Source organism: Mesorhizobium sp. CNPSo 4689, assembly GCF_057784325.1.
In genome coordinates this window covers 54,685-72,273 of sequence record NZ_JBWLUZ010000019.1, presented here as the reverse complement: position 1 = coordinate 72,273, position 17,589 = coordinate 54,685, and the positions used below count along the sequence as shown (strand labels likewise).

Here is a 17,589-nt window from a genome sequence, read left to right as displayed (position 1 = left end):
GACAACTGGATGACAGACTAGGAGCTATTTGTGATGCCAGACCTTGTAGGCTGAGACGACAAGAATGGCAGCCAGGGAAGGTAACAGAATTTGCTCCGGCACGACGCCCAGCAATCGTCCTCCGATAAATGTCCCGACGATCGAGCCGGCCGCCATTACAAGCAGGAATGCCTTGTTCCTGCCCAGCACGGAAAAACTCTGATCGCGGCTATAGCGCGTGAAGCCGACGAGCATCGTCGGCAGGCTCACCGCAAGCGACAGGCTGCCGGCGAGTTTGACATCGGCTCCAAACAGCAGGACCAAGGTCGGGATAAGTAGCTCCCCACCGGCCACGCCCAGCAGCGAAGCCACGACGCCAATCACGAAACCGGCGATGATGCCTACGGCGACCAACGCTGTCCCCTCGAACAGGGCATGGGCCGTCGTGCCGGGACCATGACCGAATACGAGGACGACCGCGATCAGCAGCAGCAAGGCGGCGATGACCTTGTAAAGCGTGCCGGATTTCAGGCGCGTTGCCCAGCCGGCGCCGAACCAGGCACCCACAAGGCTGCCTGCCAGGAGATTGACGATGGTCGGCCAGTTGGCGGCGACATCGCCGAACGGCACCGTTGCCGCGCGAAATGGCAGCGCGCTGGCGACGACAACCAAGCTCGTCGCCTTGTTCAAGATCACGGCTTCCAACGCAGCAGCAAAGCGAAACAGACCAATCAGGAACGGCAGGCGAAATTCCGCCCCGCCAAGGCCGATCAGTCCGCCAAGCGAACCGACACCGGTGCCGACAATGAATACTCCAAACGCATGCCGCTCAACCATCTTTTCGACATGCGCCGGAATTCATCGGTCGCACAACAATTTTTCGATCGCCTCTGATCGGCTCAAGCGCTCCGCCTCACCGCATTCATGCGATGAGCTCACATCAGGCGACGCAGATGCCGGGCACCGCGACCTTTTGGAACAGATGCGGGGACGCGACAGCCGAGGACGGATAGGCCGAGATCTTGGCCCTGAACTGCGGATGCGTGAAGGCGGCGCGGAAGGCGGCGGTCGTTTCCCACACGGCACAGTTCAAATAGGTCTGGCTGTCGCCGAGCGCGCGGTGGAGCTGGGTCGAGATGAAGCCCGGCTGCAGCTTCATGAAGGCGGCATCATCCTGCCACACCTGGAGGAAGGTCTGCTCGTCGGCCTTGTCGAGCGTGAAAAGATTGACCAGCACGACGGCGCTGGCGTCGATCGCGACCTGACGGTCGATGGGGAAGGCAGGGTCCATTGGGCGTATCGCAGTCATCATAAGGCTCCATCTAATTGGTGTTATGGTGTCACTCTGTTATGATGCATACATACCAACTTGACACTATGATGTCAATAACGATATAGGATGACAAGTGAGCCAACCCATTCGAACCCCGGCCGGTGAAGCCTTGAACGATCTTGTTCTCGACCTGTTCAGGCTCAACAGCCGAATGCTCGCCGCCGGAGACAGGCTGGTCGCCGACCTTGGCCTGACCAGCGCCCGCTGGCAGGTCCTCGGCGCCATCGTCATCGCCGAGCGGCCGCAGCCGGTCGCCTGGCTGGCGCGCGATCTCGGCGCCAACCGCCAGAACGTGCAGCGGATCGTCAACGACTTGCACAAGGAAGGGCTCGTCGCATTCGGGGCCAACCCGCATCACCAGCGGGCGCAACTCGTCGTCCTGACCGACAAGGGAAGACAGGCCTTCGACGCAGCCATGCGCCTGCAGGCGCCCTGGGTGAACAGGCTCGCCGACGGGCTCGTGGTCAAGGATCTCAACACAATGCACGCCGTGATCACGGCGCTGCGCCGGAAACTCGAAGGAGACATGGATGCGGAAGAGCAGAGCTGACCGCTACGGCACTGTAGCGGTGTCCATTCACTGGCTGAGCGCCATCCTGATCCTGGCCCTGCTCGGCTCCGGCTTCAGGGCCGCCAATGCGATGGATGCGGCTGCGAAGGCCGACCTCCTTCGTTTCCACATTCCGGTGGCGGTCGTGGTCTTGCTGCTGACGGCGTTCCGCATTGTCTGGTGGTGGCGCTTCGATCTGCGGCCGCTTCCCGCGCAAGGATCGCCAGCCTGGCAGGAACGCATCGCACGCCTTGTGCATGTCGCTTTCTACATCGTCATTCTCGGCATGGCCGCCAGCGGCATCGGCATGATGGTCCTGAGTGGTGCTGCTCCGGTGATCTTCGGCCAGATCAACGCGACTTTGCCGAACTTCACCGACTATCCGCCGCGCGCGCCGCATGGCTTCGGCGCCTTGCTGCTCGTGGCGCTGCTGGTGTTCCATGCCGGCGCGGCGCTTTACCACCAGTTCATTCGGCGTGACGGGCTGCTCCGGCGCATGTGGTATGGCGCGTAGCCTGATCGCCGCGAAAGTTCTCCTGGCGTGACCAAGTCGGTCTATCGACGATAAACCCGCCGATGGTCGGCCAGCACCTCGTCGATGACGGCCCAGGATTTCGCGGCCTCGCGCTGGTTGCCGTCATGTCCGGAAGCGGTGATCAGGGCTTTCCACAACGCCCAGGCCCGGCCGCGTGCCCAGGTTTCTTCGTCGAGGGCGAGCGCATCGCGGAAGGCTTGCCGGCTCTCCCCGGAAAACTCGGTCCAGGCGATCACCAGATCGCAGGCGGGATCGCCGACGGCCGAACTGCCGAAATCGATGACGCCGCAGAGCTTTCCGTCCGCGACCAGCAGATTGCCGGAGGCGACGTCGCCATGGACCCAGACTCGCGGACGCTGCCACTCGGAGCCAAGCGCGCTTGCCCAAACTTCTTGCGCGGTATCCGTGTCGATGCGCCCAGTCAGTGCCGACAGTGCTGTACGGGTCTCGGCGTCGTAGACCGCAAGCCGGCCGCCGCGATGGAAATTGTACTGGCCGGCCGGCGGGCCGCCTGTGGCATCGATGCGGTAGAGGGCGAGCAGAAAATCGGCCAGCGAGCGGGCAAAGGCCGTGAGATCGGCAATCCCGCCGTTTGCGGCCGGCCTTCCGCGCGACCAGCCATAGACCGACCAGGGCCAGGGATAGTCTTGCCCGGGCGCACCCTTGGCCAGCGGCACCGGGATCGGCAGCGGCAGATGCGGCGCGAGCCGGGGCAGCCAGCGCTGCTCCTTCTCGACCTGCGCGGCATAGGACGCCGCGCTCGGCAGGCGCACCGACATGTCGTCGCCGAGACGAAAGGTGCGATTGTCCCAGCCGCCCGGCTCGACCGGTTCCACCGGCAGGTCCGACCAGTGAGGAAACTGCCGGGCAATCAGCCGGCGAACGAGGTCGGAATCGATCGAGACATCTTGATGCATTCGAGCACTAACTTACCGATGAAGGTATCCGGTGACACTAGCCGAGGACTCAGCGGCGCAAAAACGAGAGCCGTCACCAAAGAATGTTCACCCCTTCACCCCACCCGCGGTGAGGCCAGAGATGATCTTACGCTGGAAGATCAGCACGAGGACAACAAGCGGCACGGTGACGATCACCGAGGCGGCCATGATGTTGCCCCACGGGATCTCGAACTGCGAACTGCCGGACAAAAGTGCGATGGCGACCGGCACAGTCCGCTGTTCGTTGCTGGAGGTGAAGGTGAGCGCGAAGAGGAATTCGTTCCAGGCGCCGATGAAAGCGAGCAGACCGGTGGTGACCAGCGCCGGCCACATCAGCGGCAGGAAAACGCGGGTGATGATGATCCAGGGCGTCGCGCCGTCGAGGATCGCCGCCTCCTCGATCTCGAGCGGCAGGTCGCGAACGAAGGCGGTGAGAACCCAGACGGTGAACGGCAAAGTGAAGATCATGTAGGAAAAGACCAGCGCCAGTGGCGAGTTGTAGAGGCCAAGCGTGCGGATCAGCTCGAACAGGCCGGCAAGCAGCGCCACCGGCGGGAACATGGAGACGGAGAGGATGGCGAACAGCAGAAGCGAGCGGCCGCGGAAGCGGATGCGCGCCAGCGCGTAGGCGGCGGTGACGCCAAGGAACAGCGAGATGGCGACGACGGCGCCGGAGACGACCAGCGAATTCAGGAGATTGCGCGGGAAGGTCCCGTCGGTGAGGACGGTCCGGTAATTGGCGAGGCTGATCATCTTCGGCCAATAGTCGACCTCGAACAGCGCCGTCCCCGATTTCAGGCTGGTGACGATGGCGTAGTAGAACGGGAACACCGCGACAATGACGATGACCGCGACGAGCAGGTAGAAAGCAGCGCTCCTGACGATCCGCATGATCGATGGCCACATGATCAATAGTCCCTGTCCAGCCTGACCCGGCCGAGCCACAACACGAGCATGGTCAGCAAGGCGAGGATGAGGAAAAGCAGCGTCGAGGCAGCGGAGCCGTAGGCGAATTTGTCGAACTCGAACAGGTTCTCGCGGGCAAACACCGACATCGACTTGGTGTGCGCATTGTTCGGCGTCAGCACATAGATCAGGTCGAAGATGCGCAGCGCGTCGAGGCCACGGAAGATCACCGCCACCATCAGTGCCGGCCGGATGAGCGGCAAGGTCACCTTCCAGAACACCCGCCAGGGGCTCACGCCATCGATCCGGGCGACCTCGTAGATCTCGCGCGGCAGCATCTGCAGCGCGGCGAGGATGAGAAGCGCCATGAATGGCGTTGTCTTCCAGACATCGACGATGAGGACGGCGACCATCGCCGTATCGGCGCTGGCGGTCCAGGCGATCTTGGTGCTGATCAGGCCAAGATTCAGCAGCACGTCGTTGATGATGCCGAACTGGTCGTTGAGCATCCACTGCCACATCTTCGCCGAGACGATCGTCGGGATCGCCCAGGGGATGAGGACAGCGGCGCGCACGAAGCCGCGGCCTGGAAACTCGGCGTTGAGCACCAGTGCGACGATCATGCCGAAGACCGTCTCGCAGGTCACCGAGATCAGAGCGAAGCGCACCGTGTTCCAGACGGCGCGCCACCAGGCTGGGTCGACGAGCAGGCCGTCGTAAAGAACCCGGCCGCTCGGCATGCTGAGCACCGAGAAATAATTGGCAAAGCCAATCCAGCGCCCCGCCTCGAGGTCGGTCAGCGAAGTGTCGGTGAAGCTGAAATAGATGGTGCGCAGAAGCGGCCAGCCGGCGACAGCGGCGAGCGCGACGAGCGTTGGGGCAAGGAACAGCCACGCCGCGCGTACGCGCTGGCGCATCAGCCTGGAACGCGCCTGCATCACCAGGCGGCGCCCTTGAGCTTCGTCAGCGTCACTTCGAGATCGGCGAGGTTGTCGGCGGCCGTGCCTTCGCCGGAGAGCGTCTTGTGCACGGCGGTCCAGAACGCGTTGGACACCTCATTGTACCTGACCTTGGCCTCATTCGAGGGACGCGGCACGGCGTTGAGGAAGACATCCTTCCAGCGCGGGATGACCGGTTGCTCCCTGGCGATGTCGGCATCGTCGTAGAGCGCCTGGATGGTCGGCAGATAGGACGCCTTCAGCGCGCGGTACTTCTGCATCTCGGGTGAGGCGACCCATTTGACCAGCTCGATCGCGGCCTCCGGGTTCTTCGAATATTTGGAAACGGCAAGGTTCCAGCCGCCGAGCGTCGCCGCCGAGCGGGCTCCCTCGCCCGACCCGGGCGGCAGCGTGGTCACGTCGAACTTGCCCTTGATGGGCGAGCCTTCGCTCTCGCCCAGCGAATAGGCGTAGGGCCAGTTGCGCATGAAGACCGCGTTGCCGGTCTGCCAGACGCCGCGCGACTCTTCCTCCTGGTAGGCGAGAACGCCCGGAGGCGCGATGGTGCCCACCCAGCCCTTGGCCATGTCGAGGGCGGCAGCCGCCTTCGGATTGTTGATCGAGACCGTGCCATCCGGCTCGATGATCTGCCCGCCGCCGTTCGACATCACCCATTCGAGCGCGTCGCAGGTCAGCCCCTCATAGGCGTTGCCCTGGAAGACGAAGCCCCAAATGTCCTTGTGGCCGGCCTCCCGTTCCTTGTCCATGACCAGCTTGGCGGTGGCGGCAAGCTCGCTCCAGCTTCCCGGCAGCTTGGCGCCATACTTATCCAGCAGGTCCTTGCGGTAGTAGAGCGCCGGCGCGTCGGTGAATATCGGCAGCGCCACCAGCTTGCCGTCGACGGTCTGCGACTGGATGATCGACGGGAAATGGGCCGCAACGACATCCTTGGTCGCCGCGGTCAGGTCGACAAGCTGGCTGGCTAGCTGCGGCGCCCAGATGACGTCGGTCTGATAGACGTCGATGTCGCTGTTGTGTGCGGCGAGCCAGAGCCTGTATTGGCCGAACTGGTCCGTGGTCGAGGTCGGCATCGGAATGATGGTGACCTTGTTGCCGCTTTTCTTCTCGTACTGGTCGAGGATGTCGCGAAGCACCTTCAGGCCGTTGCCTGTGTCGCCCGAGACGATGGAGAGGTCGACAGCCCGTGCCGGGCTGGCAGCGAGCACAGCGGCGACGGCAAACGCAAGCAATGCGTGAAAGAACTTCATGGCGGCGGGTCTCCTCCGGCAGTCGACCAAACGGACAGGCCATGCCTGACCATCCCGGCTGCTCACGACGCGCCCCGCCCTCTCCCGCATTGAACTGCGAAGATGCGTGTTGGGTTCCCTATATCGGCTGGTTCATTTTCGACTTGTGGTTGTTGCCTTATGCGGCAGCGCGCCAGGCGCCCGGCGACAGGCCCTTGATGGTCTTGAACACTCGGGTGAGATGGCTTTGGTCGGCAAAGCCGGTTGCGACGGCAATCTCGGCCAGCGGCATGTCGGACCGCATCAGCGCTGACGCGGCGCGGATACGGCGGTCGCGCAGATATTGTCCCGGCGTCATGCAAGTTGCGCGATGGAAATCGCGGATGACCTGGAAGCGGCTGACGCCGGCGGCGCTGGCCAGGCGCGCGAGATCGAAGCCGGTGGCGAGATCGGACTCGATCAACTCGCCATAGAGCCGGAAGCGCCTGACCGCCTCGCCGCCGTCCGATGGATGAATGTTGCCCTTGCCGTCGCCGAAGCGGCTGACGAGTTCGCGCAGCACCACCAGCATCGCTGCTTCCAGCTCAAGCGGCTGCCCCGCCAGACGGTGCGCACGCACGAAGCCGCGCGCCAGGTCGGGCGCCTGCAAAATCCCCTCGGCGAACATCGGCAATCCCTGCAGCCCGAGATCGTCGGCGATCTCGCGCATCAGGGCCGCATCGGGATAGCAGGTGCGGTAGGCCCAGCCGGAGGCGCAGCCCTTTTCGCCGTCATGTGGTTCTTCCGGATTGACGGCGATGATCGAGCCCGCCGGCGCCAGATGATTGCGGCGGCCGATCCTCAGCCTTTCGACGCCGCCGACGACGACACCGAAGACATAGGTCGGGTGTGTGTGCAGCGCATAGGCATGGTCGCGGTAGCGGGCGGCGAGCATTTCGAGACCGCCAAGGCCAGCATGCCGCGTCAGCCGCGCTGCTTGGCGTTCTCTCTGTTCGGTGGCGTCGCTCATGGTGCCCCAGCCTTCTCGAAAGCACGCGGCCCGTCAATCCCGTTCAAGACCGGCAACCAGGCAACCGGATATCCCAGGTGACACAGGATGACGCGGAGAGCGACAATGCACGAGAACGACAGGGTGACGGCAATCGTGCCGGAGGCGATCGGCTGGCGGCAACACATCCATGCCAATCCGGAACTGGGCTTTGCCGAGATCGAGACGGCGGCCTTCGTCGCGGGAAAGCTTAGAGAATTCGGCCTCGCTGTCCACACCGACGTCAGCGCCACCGCTGTGGTGGCCACGCTGACCAAGGGCACCAGCCGACGGTCAATCGCGCTGCGCGCCGAGCTCGACGCCTTGCCGATCAAGGAAGCCGCCGGTGTCGATTATGCCTCGTGCAAGGACGGCGTCATGCATGCCTGCGGCCATGACGGCCATATGGCGATGCTGCTCGGCGCCGCAAAGCTGCTTGCCGAGAGCGGCAGTTTCGACGGCACGGTGGTGTTCGTCTTCCAGCCGGCCGAAGAGGTGCTGGGCGGCGGCAAGAAGGTGATCGAGGACGGGTTGCTTACCCGCTTTCCGGTCGAACAGGTGTTTGCGGTCCACAACTGGCCGGGCTTTCCGGAAGGCCATGTCGGCGTGCGAGCCGGGCCGCAAATGGCGGCGGTCGACGATTTCGAGATCGCCTTTCGCGGCAACGGCTGCCACGCGGCGATGCCGCATCTGGGCGACGATCCGCTGCTGGCGGCGGCAAGCTTCGTCACCGCCATCCAGCGCCTGGTCAGCCGCAGCGTCGATCCGCTGTCGCCCATTGTGCTGTCGGTGACGCAAATCCATGGCGGCCGCTTCAACAATTTCGTACCAGGCGAGGTGAAGGTCGAGGGCACCTGCCGCTTCTACGACCAGGCGCTGTCGGATCATTGCGCCGCGGAGATCGAGCGCGTGGCGCAGGCCTGCGCGGCAATGCATGGGGCGAGCGCCGCGCTCACCTACAAGCGTGGCTATCCGCCAGTCGTCAATTCGCCCGATGGGGCGGCACTTGCCGCGCAAGCCGCCGCCGACACAGTCGGCGCGGATCGTGTCCTTACCGAGTTCCAGCCGAGCATGGGCTGCGAGGATTTTGCCTATCTGCTGCAAGCCGTCGGCGACGGCGCCTATGCCTGGATCGGCGCCGGCGATGTCGGCCCTGGCGCCGGGCTGCATGGCGACCGCTTCGTCTTCAACGACGCCGTCATCCCGATCGGCATCCGCTTTTTCCTCAACGTCGTCGAGCGCGCGCTGCCCCCTGGCGGATGACAACGTCGCGGGTGGCTTGAACCGGCAAGCGCCCGTTGCCAAGCGCTCGGATTTCGAGCAAGCCTCGCGGCGACCGTAACGATTGCGAATAGCCTGCCAATGCCGGGGCCCGATAACACCATACTCGTCACCGGGGCTCGCGCGCCGGTGGCGCTGCATCTGGCGCGTCTGCTGCACGGCGCAGGACGCCGGGTGATCCTGGCCGACAGCCCGGCCCACCCGATCGCCGCCGCGAGCAGCGCCTGCGCGCGCTATCACCGCCTGCCGCCGCCGCGCTTCGAGCCGGCGGCCTATGCCGAAGCGGTCGAGGTGCTGGTGCGGGCCGAAGGCGTCGATCTGGTCATCCCGACCTGCGAGGAAGTGTTTTATCTCGCCCTTGCCTGGCGCGAGCGTGCCATCCCTGCCCGCCTCTTCGCGCCCGGCATCGACCGGCTTGCACAGGTGCATGACAAGCACGCCTTCATCCGCCTGGCCGAGAGCCTTGACCTGGCCGTGCCGGAGACGACGCTGCTGCAATCGACCGCCGATCTGGAGGCGGTGCGCGGCCGCTCGCGCGAGCTGGTGTTCAAGCCGGTCTGGTCGCGCTTCGCCAGCCAGGTGCTGCTCCGCCCCTCGCCCGGCGCGCTCGACGCCATCAGCCCGTCGCCCGCCGCACCCTGGGTGGCGCAGCGTTTCGTGCCCGGCGACGAGATCAGCGCCTATGCGGTGGCGCGCGACGGTGCCCTCAAGGCGTTCTCGCTCTACCGCTCGCTCTATCGCGCCGGCAGGGGCGCCGGCATCTACTTCGAGCGGGTCGAGGATGCGGCCGCACGACACCTGGTCGAACTCATCGTCGCGGCAACGGGCTGGAACGGGCAGATCTCCTTCGACCTGATGCGCGCGGAGGATGGCCGGGTGTTGCCGCTGGAGTGCAATCCGCGCGCCGTCAGCGGCCTGCATTTCTTTCGCGACCCGTCGCGCTTTGCCGACGCCATGCTGGGGGACGGCGCGGAGGTGAAGCCCGATGTTGTCGCTCCGCAGACGGTGCGGCTGGCCATGTGGATCTACGGGCTGCCGGCGGCGCTGCGTTCCGGTGGGCTTCGTGGCCTCCGCCAGGCGATGCGCGAGGCCGACGACCTGCTCGACTGGCCGGACGACCCCGCGCCGAAGAAAGCGCAGTGGCGGGCGCTGGCGGAGATCGCAGGCACGGCATGGCGCGAGCGCATCAGCCTGCAGACCGCCTCGACCCGCGACATGGAATGGAACGGCCCGCTCCAGACTTGAATCAGCTGAATCAGGAAACCAGGCTATCCCATTGCCGCGTCTGGATTTTTCCGCAAGTGGTTTCGGTCACGCCGGCGTCACAGGCTCATTGACCATGGCCTCGATGTTGTAGCCATCTGGATCGAGAACAAAGCAGGCGTAGTAGTTCGCGGCATAGTCCGGGCGCGGGCCCGGCGCGCCATTGTCGGTGGCACCCGCGTCGAGAGCAGCCCGATAAAACGCCTCGACCTCTGCCTTGCTGTTGACCCGGAAAGCCACGTGCAAATGCGTCAGAGGTGGTCTGCTGTCCGATGTCTGGATCTCGAACAGGGCGCGGTCGCCAACGTCAAAGGCCCAGAACACGCCCTCCTTGCCGAAGGAAAGGCGATAACCCAATGGCTCAAGCGCTCGCTCGTAGAAGAGCTTGCTCGTCTGCAGGTCGCTGACCGCGATGGTTATGTGATCGATCACGTCTTGGGCACTCCAGGAAGGACATTGCCAACGAGGCTAGCACCAGTCGGAGACTCGAAAACAGGCGTCATTCCAAAATCCGGCCTTGCTAGAGTTCAATCTGGTGGATGCGCGGCCTGGCCGCGGATGCCGGCATCTCGCCGTCGATGATGGCGGCGATGTCGCGGCGCAAGAAATCGAGCGGACCGATCGCCGGGCGCGCCGGCGGCTCGAAGCGGGCATTGTCGCTTGCCGATTTCAGCACGCGGCGATCCTGCTCGAGGGCGATGTTGAACAGCGGCTTGAAGGCGAGCGCCTTGATCTCGCCGAGCCATCCCTGGCGCGGGCCGATCAGCCAGCCGACGCCCTCGACGGTGCGCTCGTCGACCTGGCGCAAATGGAAGGTCGTGGCCAGCGCCAGCCCACCCTTGCCCCAATATTCCAGCTCGGCGATGCCGGGGTGGCGGAAGCGGCCGATGGTTTTCGCCCGCTCTCCCTCCAGCAGCCGGCTGATCAGCCCTTGCTGGCGCTCCTCGCCGGTGTAGCAGGCCTCGACCCAGCCCTCGCCGCCGGTGATCTCGACCCGGACCAGATGACGCTTCGAACTCAGGCCGCGCAGCAGGCCCTTGTGGGTGAAGTGGGTGTGGGTGGCGTCGAGGATGTTCTCGGCCGCGTCGATGACCGTCGATTGGGTCGAGGAGCGCACCCGCCGCACGACGATGTCCTTGCCCTGCATGCAGTGGAGATAGGGTTCGCTTTCCGGCGCGCCCGACGACACGAAGACGACGCCGTCACGCTCGATGGCGCTAAAGCTGCGCACCCGGTAATGCGGCATCTCGCCGACATGGCCGGGAATGGCGGTGCAGCGTCCTTCGCCATCGTAGCGCCAGCCGTGATAGGGGCATTCGATCTCGCCGCCGACCACCTTGCCGGTCGACAGTTCGACCAGCCGGTGCGGGCAGCGGTCGAAAAGCGCTGCAATGCCTTGCGCCGAGTGGAACAGCACCAGCGGCGCGCCGTCGAACAGGATGCGCTTCGGCTTGCCCCTGATGTCGGCTGACAGCGCCACCGCCTGCCAATGATTCTTGCTTTTTTGGCGCTCGCTCATAGTTCGAACCTCCTGAGCAGGGGGATGCCGATCCGCGCCAGCACGGTTTCCATGATGCGGATCGCCATGCGGCGACGGCGCGGCAGATGGCCGGCATAGACGGCGTTGTACTCGATCGCCGGCACGGCGCCGCGCCGGCGTTTGAAGTCGGCGGCACCGGCGCTCATGTTGAAGAACAGGCCGCGCGCCGTGGCATGGTCCTGCGCCATCGCCATCACCATGCGGTAGAGGCCTTCCTCGATCGGCAGGCCGGTATCGTAGCCGACGATCGGCTGGGTCAGCGTGCGGCCGTTCTCGAACAGGCCGGTGACGGCGACGAGCTCGCCACCCGGCCGGCGCAGACCTGCCAGGCTGAGGATGCCGCGGCGGTGCATCTCCGCTATATAGCGGGCGGTGTAATGCGGATTGAGCGGCGTGTATTTGTCGAGATAGAGCATGCGGTAGAGTTCTTCGCTGCGCACATAGTCGGCCTCGCCGAAACCGGCATCGTTTACCCTCTCGAAGCCGGTCATGCGCAGCCTCTTGCGGTCGCGCTTCATGTCGTTTGTCATGGCCGGCGCGGTGCTGCGGTCGGCAAAGATGTAGATCTGGCGCGCCGCCAGCATGCGAAAGCCTTCGGCCTTCAACGCCGCGATGGTCGCGGGATCGGCGATCTCGTTCAACGAACGGATGACGATCGCGCGGTCGGGAAACCGCGCAGCAAGGTTGGCGCGTAGTGCGATGACCGCGGCGCGGTCGAGCATGGGCACCGGATTGGTCGAATAGAGCCAGTTGTTGACCTGCACCTGATGGTCGAGACCGCTCGCCCTGACCAGCGGCGCGCAGGCGCCGATCAGCGCTCGAAGCGCTCGCCGCAGCAAGGGCTGCGCGACGAAATTGCGTGTCTCGTCGACGGCGTAGTCGATGTAGGCGCTGGACGGGCAGCAGATGTAGCAGTTCGGCGCCTCGCTGGCATCGTTCAGCGTCAGCGGGAAGGTGCGGCCGACGATCTCCAGCGTCTCGACCGAGACCGTCAGATTGGCAACGAGATCATGCACCGGGATGCCGTTGAAAAGCTCGACGAATGCCCGGACTTTGGCGGGGCTGTTCTCGACGCGGTCCGCCTGCTGAAGCGGGCCGTCCAACGTGGCAGCATCCGGCCGGCTCACGGCGGCACCCGGCATTTCGACGCGCCGCAGCTTGCGGCTGGTTTCGAGCAGCAGCGGCACGCGGATAAGAGCGACCGTCGCGGCAGACTTTCGCGCCGCCAGCAGCGCCTGCACAGCGTGATGCGCGGCGGCTGCGGCTTCGTCATCGAGATCGGGCGCGAGCCTGAGCTCGATCGCATCGGGCGCGATCTGGATCAGGCGGAAATCATCGATGCGGCGGTCGGCCTTGAGCACGGCGTTGCGCAGGATGTCGGGCGTCAGCAGGATCGGTCCATCCGCCGAGGCAAGCCGGAAGACATCGTCCATGCGGCCGACGATCTCGTCCACGGTGCGCAGCGGCGAGCCGCAACGGCATGGGGCATCCGACAGCCGTAACAGGTCGTTCATCCTGTATCGCGCCATGATCTGGGTCTGGCGGCGGAAGGCGGTGACCAGAGGCGTGACCAGACCGTCGCCAGCCGGCTCGAATTCGAAGAAGACCGAGTCTTCCGCAAGGTGCAGCCCGCCCTGCCGGCAGGTCACCGCGAACAGTCCTTCGGTCGCCATGTAGATCTGGTCGAGCGGTAGCCGGAAGAAGGCCTCGATAACAGGACGATCGACCGGATCCAGCGTCTCAGCCGCCGAGAAGATGCGTTGCGGCGCGAGACGAAAGCCTGTAGTGGCAAAATGCCGAAGCATCTTGGGCGGCGCGATGATCACCGTCGGCGCGAAATCCTCGAGTGCTGCGCGCCAATGTTCGGGTCCGAGCGTCAGGTCGAAGAAGCGCAAGTCGATACGCCGGGATTTGCGCGCGCTGTCGTAGAGGCCGGTGTTCTGCGGCAGGATGACGGCGACGCGCATGCCGCGCCAGAGCAGGTCCGGCACCGCCTTGGCGAGGATCGTGCCCAGCCAGCGGTATTTTTCCACCTCGGAAATGACGAACAGGCCGCGATTGCCCGATGTGCCGGTGCTTGCTCCGACCGTCAGGTCGCCGAGGCGGCCATCGGCGGAAGCGGCGGCCCAGGCATCGCGGGCCGACACACCGCCGATGTTGAAGCGCTCGAAATTCGCCATCAGCTGCGCCTTGTCGGTCACCGGCAGCTCGCCGAGGTGATGCGGTACCTTGCCGTAGAATGGTGCCAGCGGCAGGTCGCGGTCGAGCCAACGGCGCAAGGTGCGCGCCTGCCAGCGCTCGAAGGCGGGACGGCTCTTGCGCGACACCCATCGGGTGACGGCAAACGACCGGAGCGCTTCGGCGAGCCCGTTCATCCGCCCTCGCCGCCCAGATCATATTTCGTCGGCGCCGGATCGTGGCAGAACATGACCTCGCCGCCGGCCGCCAGAAAGCGGCGCAGCATGGCGCTGGTCGGCTCGATGGCGGCAAAATCCTCGGCCAGCAGGCTTGTCGGAAAACCCGGCGTGCGTTCCTGCTTCAGCGCGCCGAGCAACCACTGCACGTCGACGGCGTAGAGTAGCGGACGCTCCATGTTGGGGAAGAGCAGGCCGAACTGGCCGTCGGCATGGCCGGGAAGGTCGACCGCCACCACGCTGCCGTCGCCGAACAGGTCGGCCCCGCCGGGCACGTCATCATGGGGTGCTACCTGCCGCTTGGACGACAATCCATCGAGCCGGCTCTCGAAATCCGCCGGAAACAGTTCGGTGAATACGCCATGGCGCAAATTCTGCCAGGCTGTCCGCGCCTTCAGCCGCGCCCAGGCCGCATCGCTGGCGATGAAGCGAGCCTTTGGAAACAGGGACAGGCCCGAGATATGGTCGGCATGGAAATGGGTGACGATGACGGCGCTGATGTCGCCGGGCGCGAGGCCAAAGCGCGCCAGCACCGGCAGCACCTGCTCGGCCGCATTGAGTTCGGGCTTCAGCAGCGCGCCGTAAAGGCGCAGCATCGTGCCGCGTCCCAACCCGGTGACCGCTTCGGGCGTGTAGCCGGTGTCGACCAGCACCGGCCCGGCGACGGGATGCAGGATCAGCCCGTAGCGGACGCGCAGCCGCACGCTCTTCCAGGTGCCGCCACGCAGGATCAGCCGTTCGGCCGCACTCACCCAGGCGCTGTTGGCAAAGACGATCTTCACGCCAGGCCTCCCCCGGTGAAGGTACGGTCGAGCCCTGCCTCGAAGGAGATTTTCGGCGCCCAGCCCAGCACGCGCTTCGCCTTCGCAAGGTCGAGGCTCTGGGCATAGGCGAACAGGCCGAGGCCGTAGCGCGTCACCGGCGGCTCGGGACGACCGGGCAGTCGCAGCGCCACGGCCTCCATCGCACCGGCCGCCAGCATCGCCGGCCAGAGCGGCATCTTGCGCCAGCGCGCCGCAAAACCGGCCCGCGCGCAGGCCGTGTCGGCGATGCGGCGCACCGGCAGCACCTCGCCGCCGGAGACGTTGAAGATCTGGCCTTCGGCTTGGCCCGACGCCGACAAGGCGGCCAGCACGGCGTCGACGACATCGCCGACATAGGTGAGATCGATGCGCGCCCGGCCGTCGCGAAACAGCGGCAGCGGGCGGCTTTTTGCGGCTTTGAGCAGGCGCGGCAGCAGTGCACGATCGCCGGCGCCATAGATGCCGCGCGGTCTCAACACCACCGGGTGGCTGACAGGCGCGGCCAGCACGAGCCTCTCGGCCTCACGCTTGGTGCGGGCATAGTGGTTGACCGGGTCGGGCAAGGCCGCGTCTTCGGCAAGATCGAGCTGATCGCGATAGGCGAAGCACACCGAAGGGCTGGAGATATGGACGAAGCGGCCGATGCCTTGCCGCGTCGCGAAATCGAGGAGGTTGCGGGTTGCCGTCACATTGGCCGCCTCGAAATCCGCCAGGCGTCCGAACGGCGCCGAGAGCGCGGCGCAATGGACGATCCGGTCGACCTTGCCGAGTCGCGGATCGAGTTTCACGTCGAACGGCATCGACAGGTCGTGACGAATGGTTTGATGGCCTTCTGCCTCCAGCATGGCACAACGCGCCGCATCACGACCAAGGCCAAGTGCCGGGATGCCGTATGTCGCCAGCCGCGCCATGACATGAGCGCCGAGGAAGCCGCTGGCGCCGGTGACGAGCACATGTCCCATGCTCATGCTTCCAGCGCCATGCCGCCGAAGGACACGCCGGCCGATGTGCCCAGGAACAGCAGCTTCGCGCCTGCTTCGACCCGGCCTTGCCGTCGCGCGATATCGAGCGCGAAGGGAATGGAGGCGGCGATCTGGTTCCCGTAGCGCGCCGAGATGTCGACGATCTTTTCCGGCGCAAAGCCGGTCTGGCGCGCCATGTGGGCGAGCGCGAACGGGCTTGCCTGATGCGGCAAGACGAGGTCGACATCCTCATGCCGCCAGCCGGCGCGCTCGAGCAATTCTGTGACGAAGCCATTGAAATGGCGCGAGGTGACTCGGAACAATTCCTTGCCGTCCATGTGGAACAGGCTGTGGCGGGCAAACTCTTCCGGCTGGCGGCGAAAATCGAAACGGGTGCCGCCGGAGCCGATGCCGCAGGCCTCCCAGGCCGACGGGTAAGTGCGCATCAGGTTTGCCGCCACCCTGCCCTCGCCGGGCTCGCCCCTCTGCAAGATGGCCGCCGCCGCGCCATCGCCGAACAGTGCCGCGACCTCCGGCTGCTCCTCCCACGGCAGAGCCCGCGAGGCGACCTCGGAAGAAAACACCAGCGCCGTTTCGCATTGCCCGGCCCCGATCAGGCGGGCGGCGGTCTCGAATGCGGTGAGAAATCCGAGGCAGGTGCTGTTGACGTCGAAGGCGGCGGCCGAACCGTCCGCCAGGCCGAGGCGCTGCATGACCAAAGGCGCCGTCGACGGCAGCGGCTGGTAAGGCACGCCGCAGCCGCCGATGATGAGATCGACGGCGCCGACCTCGATCCCGGCATCGGCGAGCGCCAGACGCGCCGCCGCGCAAGCGAGGTCAATCTGCGATTCAGCCTCGCAGACATAGCGCTCGATAATGCCGGTGGCGGTTTCGAGTTTGCCCTCGGCGAGGCCGAGCTTTTGCTCCAGCGCGCGCGACGTCACGCAGCTAGCCGGCACCGCCCCGCCGGTTCCGATGATCCTGACCCGCATTCTCAACCCGCCGAATGAGTTCGCGTCTATCTAACCCATAGCCCGGATTGCGTGTGAGGGTAATGATGTGTCTCGAAATGCCGCCTGGCTCCGGCGAGTAGCGCTCCGTCGACCGAGGTGCCGGATCAGGCCGCCACCTCGACGGCCATTCCGGCGGCCCTCCACTCGGGCATGCCATCCGCGAGCCGGCGCGCGGCATAACCGTGGCTGCGAAGTGCAGCCACCGCCTCGAAGGACATCACACACCATGGACCGCGGCAGTAGGCGACGACTTCCTTGTCCTTGCCGAGCTCGGAAAGCCGGGCCGGAAGATCGCCAAGCGGTACGTTGATCGCGCCTGGTACATGGCCGAGCGCAAACTCGTCCGGCGGGCGGACATCGATCACGGTCACCAGCCCGTCGTGCATGCGCATGGCCAGTTCCTGGCGCGTGACCGGCTCCATGTCGTCGCGGGCTTCGAAATAGCCGTGCACGATGCGGTCGACTTCCGCCAGATGGCGCTCGGCGACGGTGCGCACTGAGGCGAAGGCCGCCAGCCCGCTGTCGTCCACGAGACGGTAGTTGACGAACTTGCCGTTGCGCTCGGCCGACAACAGCCCGGCGCGGCGAAGTGTCTGCAGATGCTGGGAAACGTTGGCGATCGGCAGGCCGAGCTTCATTGCCAGCGCCTCGACGCTGCGCGGACCCTGCGCCAGGTGCTCGATCAGTTCCAGCCGCTGCGGATGGCCGAGCGCCTTGGCGACGATCGCGAACTGCTCGTAGAGCTTCTGTTTCGGATTGCGGATTGACATCGACTTCCAGGTAACGATACATCATTCAATATAATCATTGAATGACAGCACCCAGCCGGGCTGTCAAGCTTTCGCCCGTTCGCGGGCGCG

The 17,589-nt window shown here is 65.4% G+C and carries 18 protein-coding genes; 4 read left to right on the top strand and 14 right to left on the bottom strand.

From position 1 onward, the window contains the following. Positions 1-24 precede the first annotated feature (24 nt). Both AC04SI_RS21875 and AC04SI_RS21870 read right to left on the bottom strand, forming a co-directional pair. Positions 25-816: a sulfite exporter TauE/SafE family protein gene (locus AC04SI_RS21875; protein WP_488474868.1), complete on the bottom strand. Its 792-nt coding sequence runs from the start codon at positions 814-816 to the stop codon at positions 25-27. Between the two features lie 103 nt (positions 817-919). Then, entirely contained in the window at positions 920-1,288 is a 369-nt protein-coding gene (locus tag AC04SI_RS21870) for an antibiotic biosynthesis monooxygenase family protein (RefSeq protein WP_488474867.1), read from the bottom strand. Between the two features lie 97 nt (positions 1,289-1,385). Between AC04SI_RS21870 and AC04SI_RS21865 the strand changes: the two genes are divergently transcribed. Next, positions 1,386-1,862 (top strand): MarR family winged helix-turn-helix transcriptional regulator, encoded by a 477-nt coding sequence (locus AC04SI_RS21865; protein ID WP_488474866.1) that lies wholly within the window; start codon positions 1,386-1,388, stop codon positions 1,860-1,862. Further along, entirely contained in the window at positions 1,843-2,376 is a 534-nt protein-coding gene (locus tag AC04SI_RS21860) for a cytochrome b (protein ID WP_488474865.1), read from the top strand. The genes AC04SI_RS21865 and AC04SI_RS21860 overlap by 20 nt, the downstream gene beginning before the upstream one ends. 41 nt (positions 2,377-2,417) lie before the next feature. Here AC04SI_RS21860 and AC04SI_RS21855 read toward each other — a convergent pair whose 3' ends face one another. The 5 genes from AC04SI_RS21855 to AC04SI_RS21835 all read right to left on the bottom strand — a co-directional run bounded on the left by AC04SI_RS21855 (position 2,418) and on the right by AC04SI_RS21835 (position 7,435). Beyond that, positions 2,418-3,314 (bottom strand): aminoglycoside phosphotransferase family protein, encoded by an 897-nt coding sequence (locus AC04SI_RS21855; protein ID WP_488474864.1) that lies wholly within the window; start codon positions 3,312-3,314, stop codon positions 2,418-2,420. Between the two features lie 87 nt (positions 3,315-3,401). After that, a complete protein-coding gene (locus AC04SI_RS21850) occupies positions 3,402-4,229 on the bottom strand; it encodes a carbohydrate ABC transporter permease (RefSeq protein ID WP_488474881.1) in 828 nt (275 codons plus the stop codon). A 14-nt stretch (positions 4,230-4,243) separates the two neighbouring features. Beyond that, on the bottom strand, positions 4,244-5,179 hold the full coding sequence (locus tag AC04SI_RS21845; RefSeq protein ID WP_488474880.1) for a carbohydrate ABC transporter permease: 936 nt from the start codon (positions 5,177-5,179) through the stop codon (positions 4,244-4,246). Beyond that, positions 5,179-6,447 carry an ABC transporter substrate-binding protein gene (locus AC04SI_RS21840; protein ID WP_488474863.1) on the bottom strand — a complete coding sequence of 423 codons (1,269 nt, stop codon included), beginning with the start codon at positions 6,445-6,447 and terminating at the stop codon, positions 5,179-5,181. The genes AC04SI_RS21845 and AC04SI_RS21840 overlap by 1 nt, the downstream gene beginning before the upstream one ends. A 157-nt stretch (positions 6,448-6,604) precedes the next feature. Next, complete coding sequence (locus tag AC04SI_RS21835; protein WP_488474862.1) at positions 6,605-7,435, bottom strand: helix-turn-helix transcriptional regulator; 831 nt, start codon at positions 7,433-7,435, stop codon at positions 6,605-6,607. 105 nt (positions 7,436-7,540) lie between these two features. On the opposite strand from AC04SI_RS21835, the gene AC04SI_RS21830 reads away from it, so the two are divergent. Together AC04SI_RS21830 and AC04SI_RS21825 are read left to right on the top strand one after the other, a co-directional pair. Beyond that, positions 7,541-8,716 (top strand): amidohydrolase, encoded by a 1,176-nt coding sequence (locus tag AC04SI_RS21830; RefSeq protein WP_488474861.1) that lies wholly within the window; start codon positions 7,541-7,543, stop codon positions 8,714-8,716. 99 nt (positions 8,717-8,815) lie between these two features. Further along, positions 8,816-9,979: an ATP-grasp domain-containing protein gene (locus AC04SI_RS21825; RefSeq protein WP_488474860.1), complete on the top strand. Its 1,164-nt coding sequence runs from the start codon at positions 8,816-8,818 to the stop codon at positions 9,977-9,979. Between the two features lie 66 nt (positions 9,980-10,045). Here AC04SI_RS21825 and AC04SI_RS21820 read toward each other — a convergent pair whose 3' ends face one another. The 7 genes from AC04SI_RS21820 to AC04SI_RS21790 all read right to left on the bottom strand — a co-directional run bounded on the left by AC04SI_RS21820 (position 10,046) and on the right by AC04SI_RS21790 (position 17,499). After that, a complete protein-coding gene (locus AC04SI_RS21820; RefSeq protein WP_488474859.1) occupies positions 10,046-10,429 on the bottom strand; it encodes a VOC family protein in 384 nt (127 codons plus the stop codon). Between the two features lie 88 nt (positions 10,430-10,517). Next, a complete protein-coding gene (locus AC04SI_RS21815) occupies positions 10,518-11,516 on the bottom strand; it encodes a Rieske 2Fe-2S domain-containing protein (protein ID WP_488474858.1) in 999 nt (332 codons plus the stop codon). Continuing rightward, the gene (locus tag AC04SI_RS21810) at positions 11,513-13,912 is read right to left on the bottom strand and encodes a F390 synthetase-related protein (protein ID WP_488474857.1); all 2,400 of its coding nucleotides are present in this window, start codon (positions 13,910-13,912) and stop codon (positions 11,513-11,515) included. Before AC04SI_RS21810 ends, AC04SI_RS21815 begins: the two co-directional genes overlap by 4 nt. Next, positions 13,909-14,733, bottom strand: a complete 825-nt coding sequence (locus AC04SI_RS21805; RefSeq protein WP_488474856.1) for an MBL fold metallo-hydrolase — start codon at positions 14,731-14,733, stop codon at positions 13,909-13,911. Before AC04SI_RS21805 ends, AC04SI_RS21810 begins: the two co-directional genes overlap by 4 nt. After that, the gene (locus tag AC04SI_RS21800; RefSeq protein ID WP_488474855.1) at positions 14,730-15,722 is read right to left on the bottom strand and encodes an NAD-dependent epimerase/dehydratase family protein; all 993 of its coding nucleotides are present in this window, start codon (positions 15,720-15,722) and stop codon (positions 14,730-14,732) included. The genes AC04SI_RS21805 and AC04SI_RS21800 overlap by 4 nt, the downstream gene beginning before the upstream one ends. After that, on the bottom strand, positions 15,719-16,708 hold the full coding sequence (locus tag AC04SI_RS21795) for a 3-oxoacyl-ACP synthase III family protein (RefSeq protein WP_488474854.1): 990 nt from the start codon (positions 16,706-16,708) through the stop codon (positions 15,719-15,721). Before AC04SI_RS21795 ends, AC04SI_RS21800 begins: the two co-directional genes overlap by 4 nt. A gap of 125 nt (positions 16,709-16,833) precedes the next feature. After that, the gene (locus tag AC04SI_RS21790) at positions 16,834-17,499 is read right to left on the bottom strand and encodes an ArsR/SmtB family transcription factor (protein WP_488474853.1); all 666 of its coding nucleotides are present in this window, start codon (positions 17,497-17,499) and stop codon (positions 16,834-16,836) included. Between the last annotated feature and the right edge of the window lie 90 nt (positions 17,500-17,589).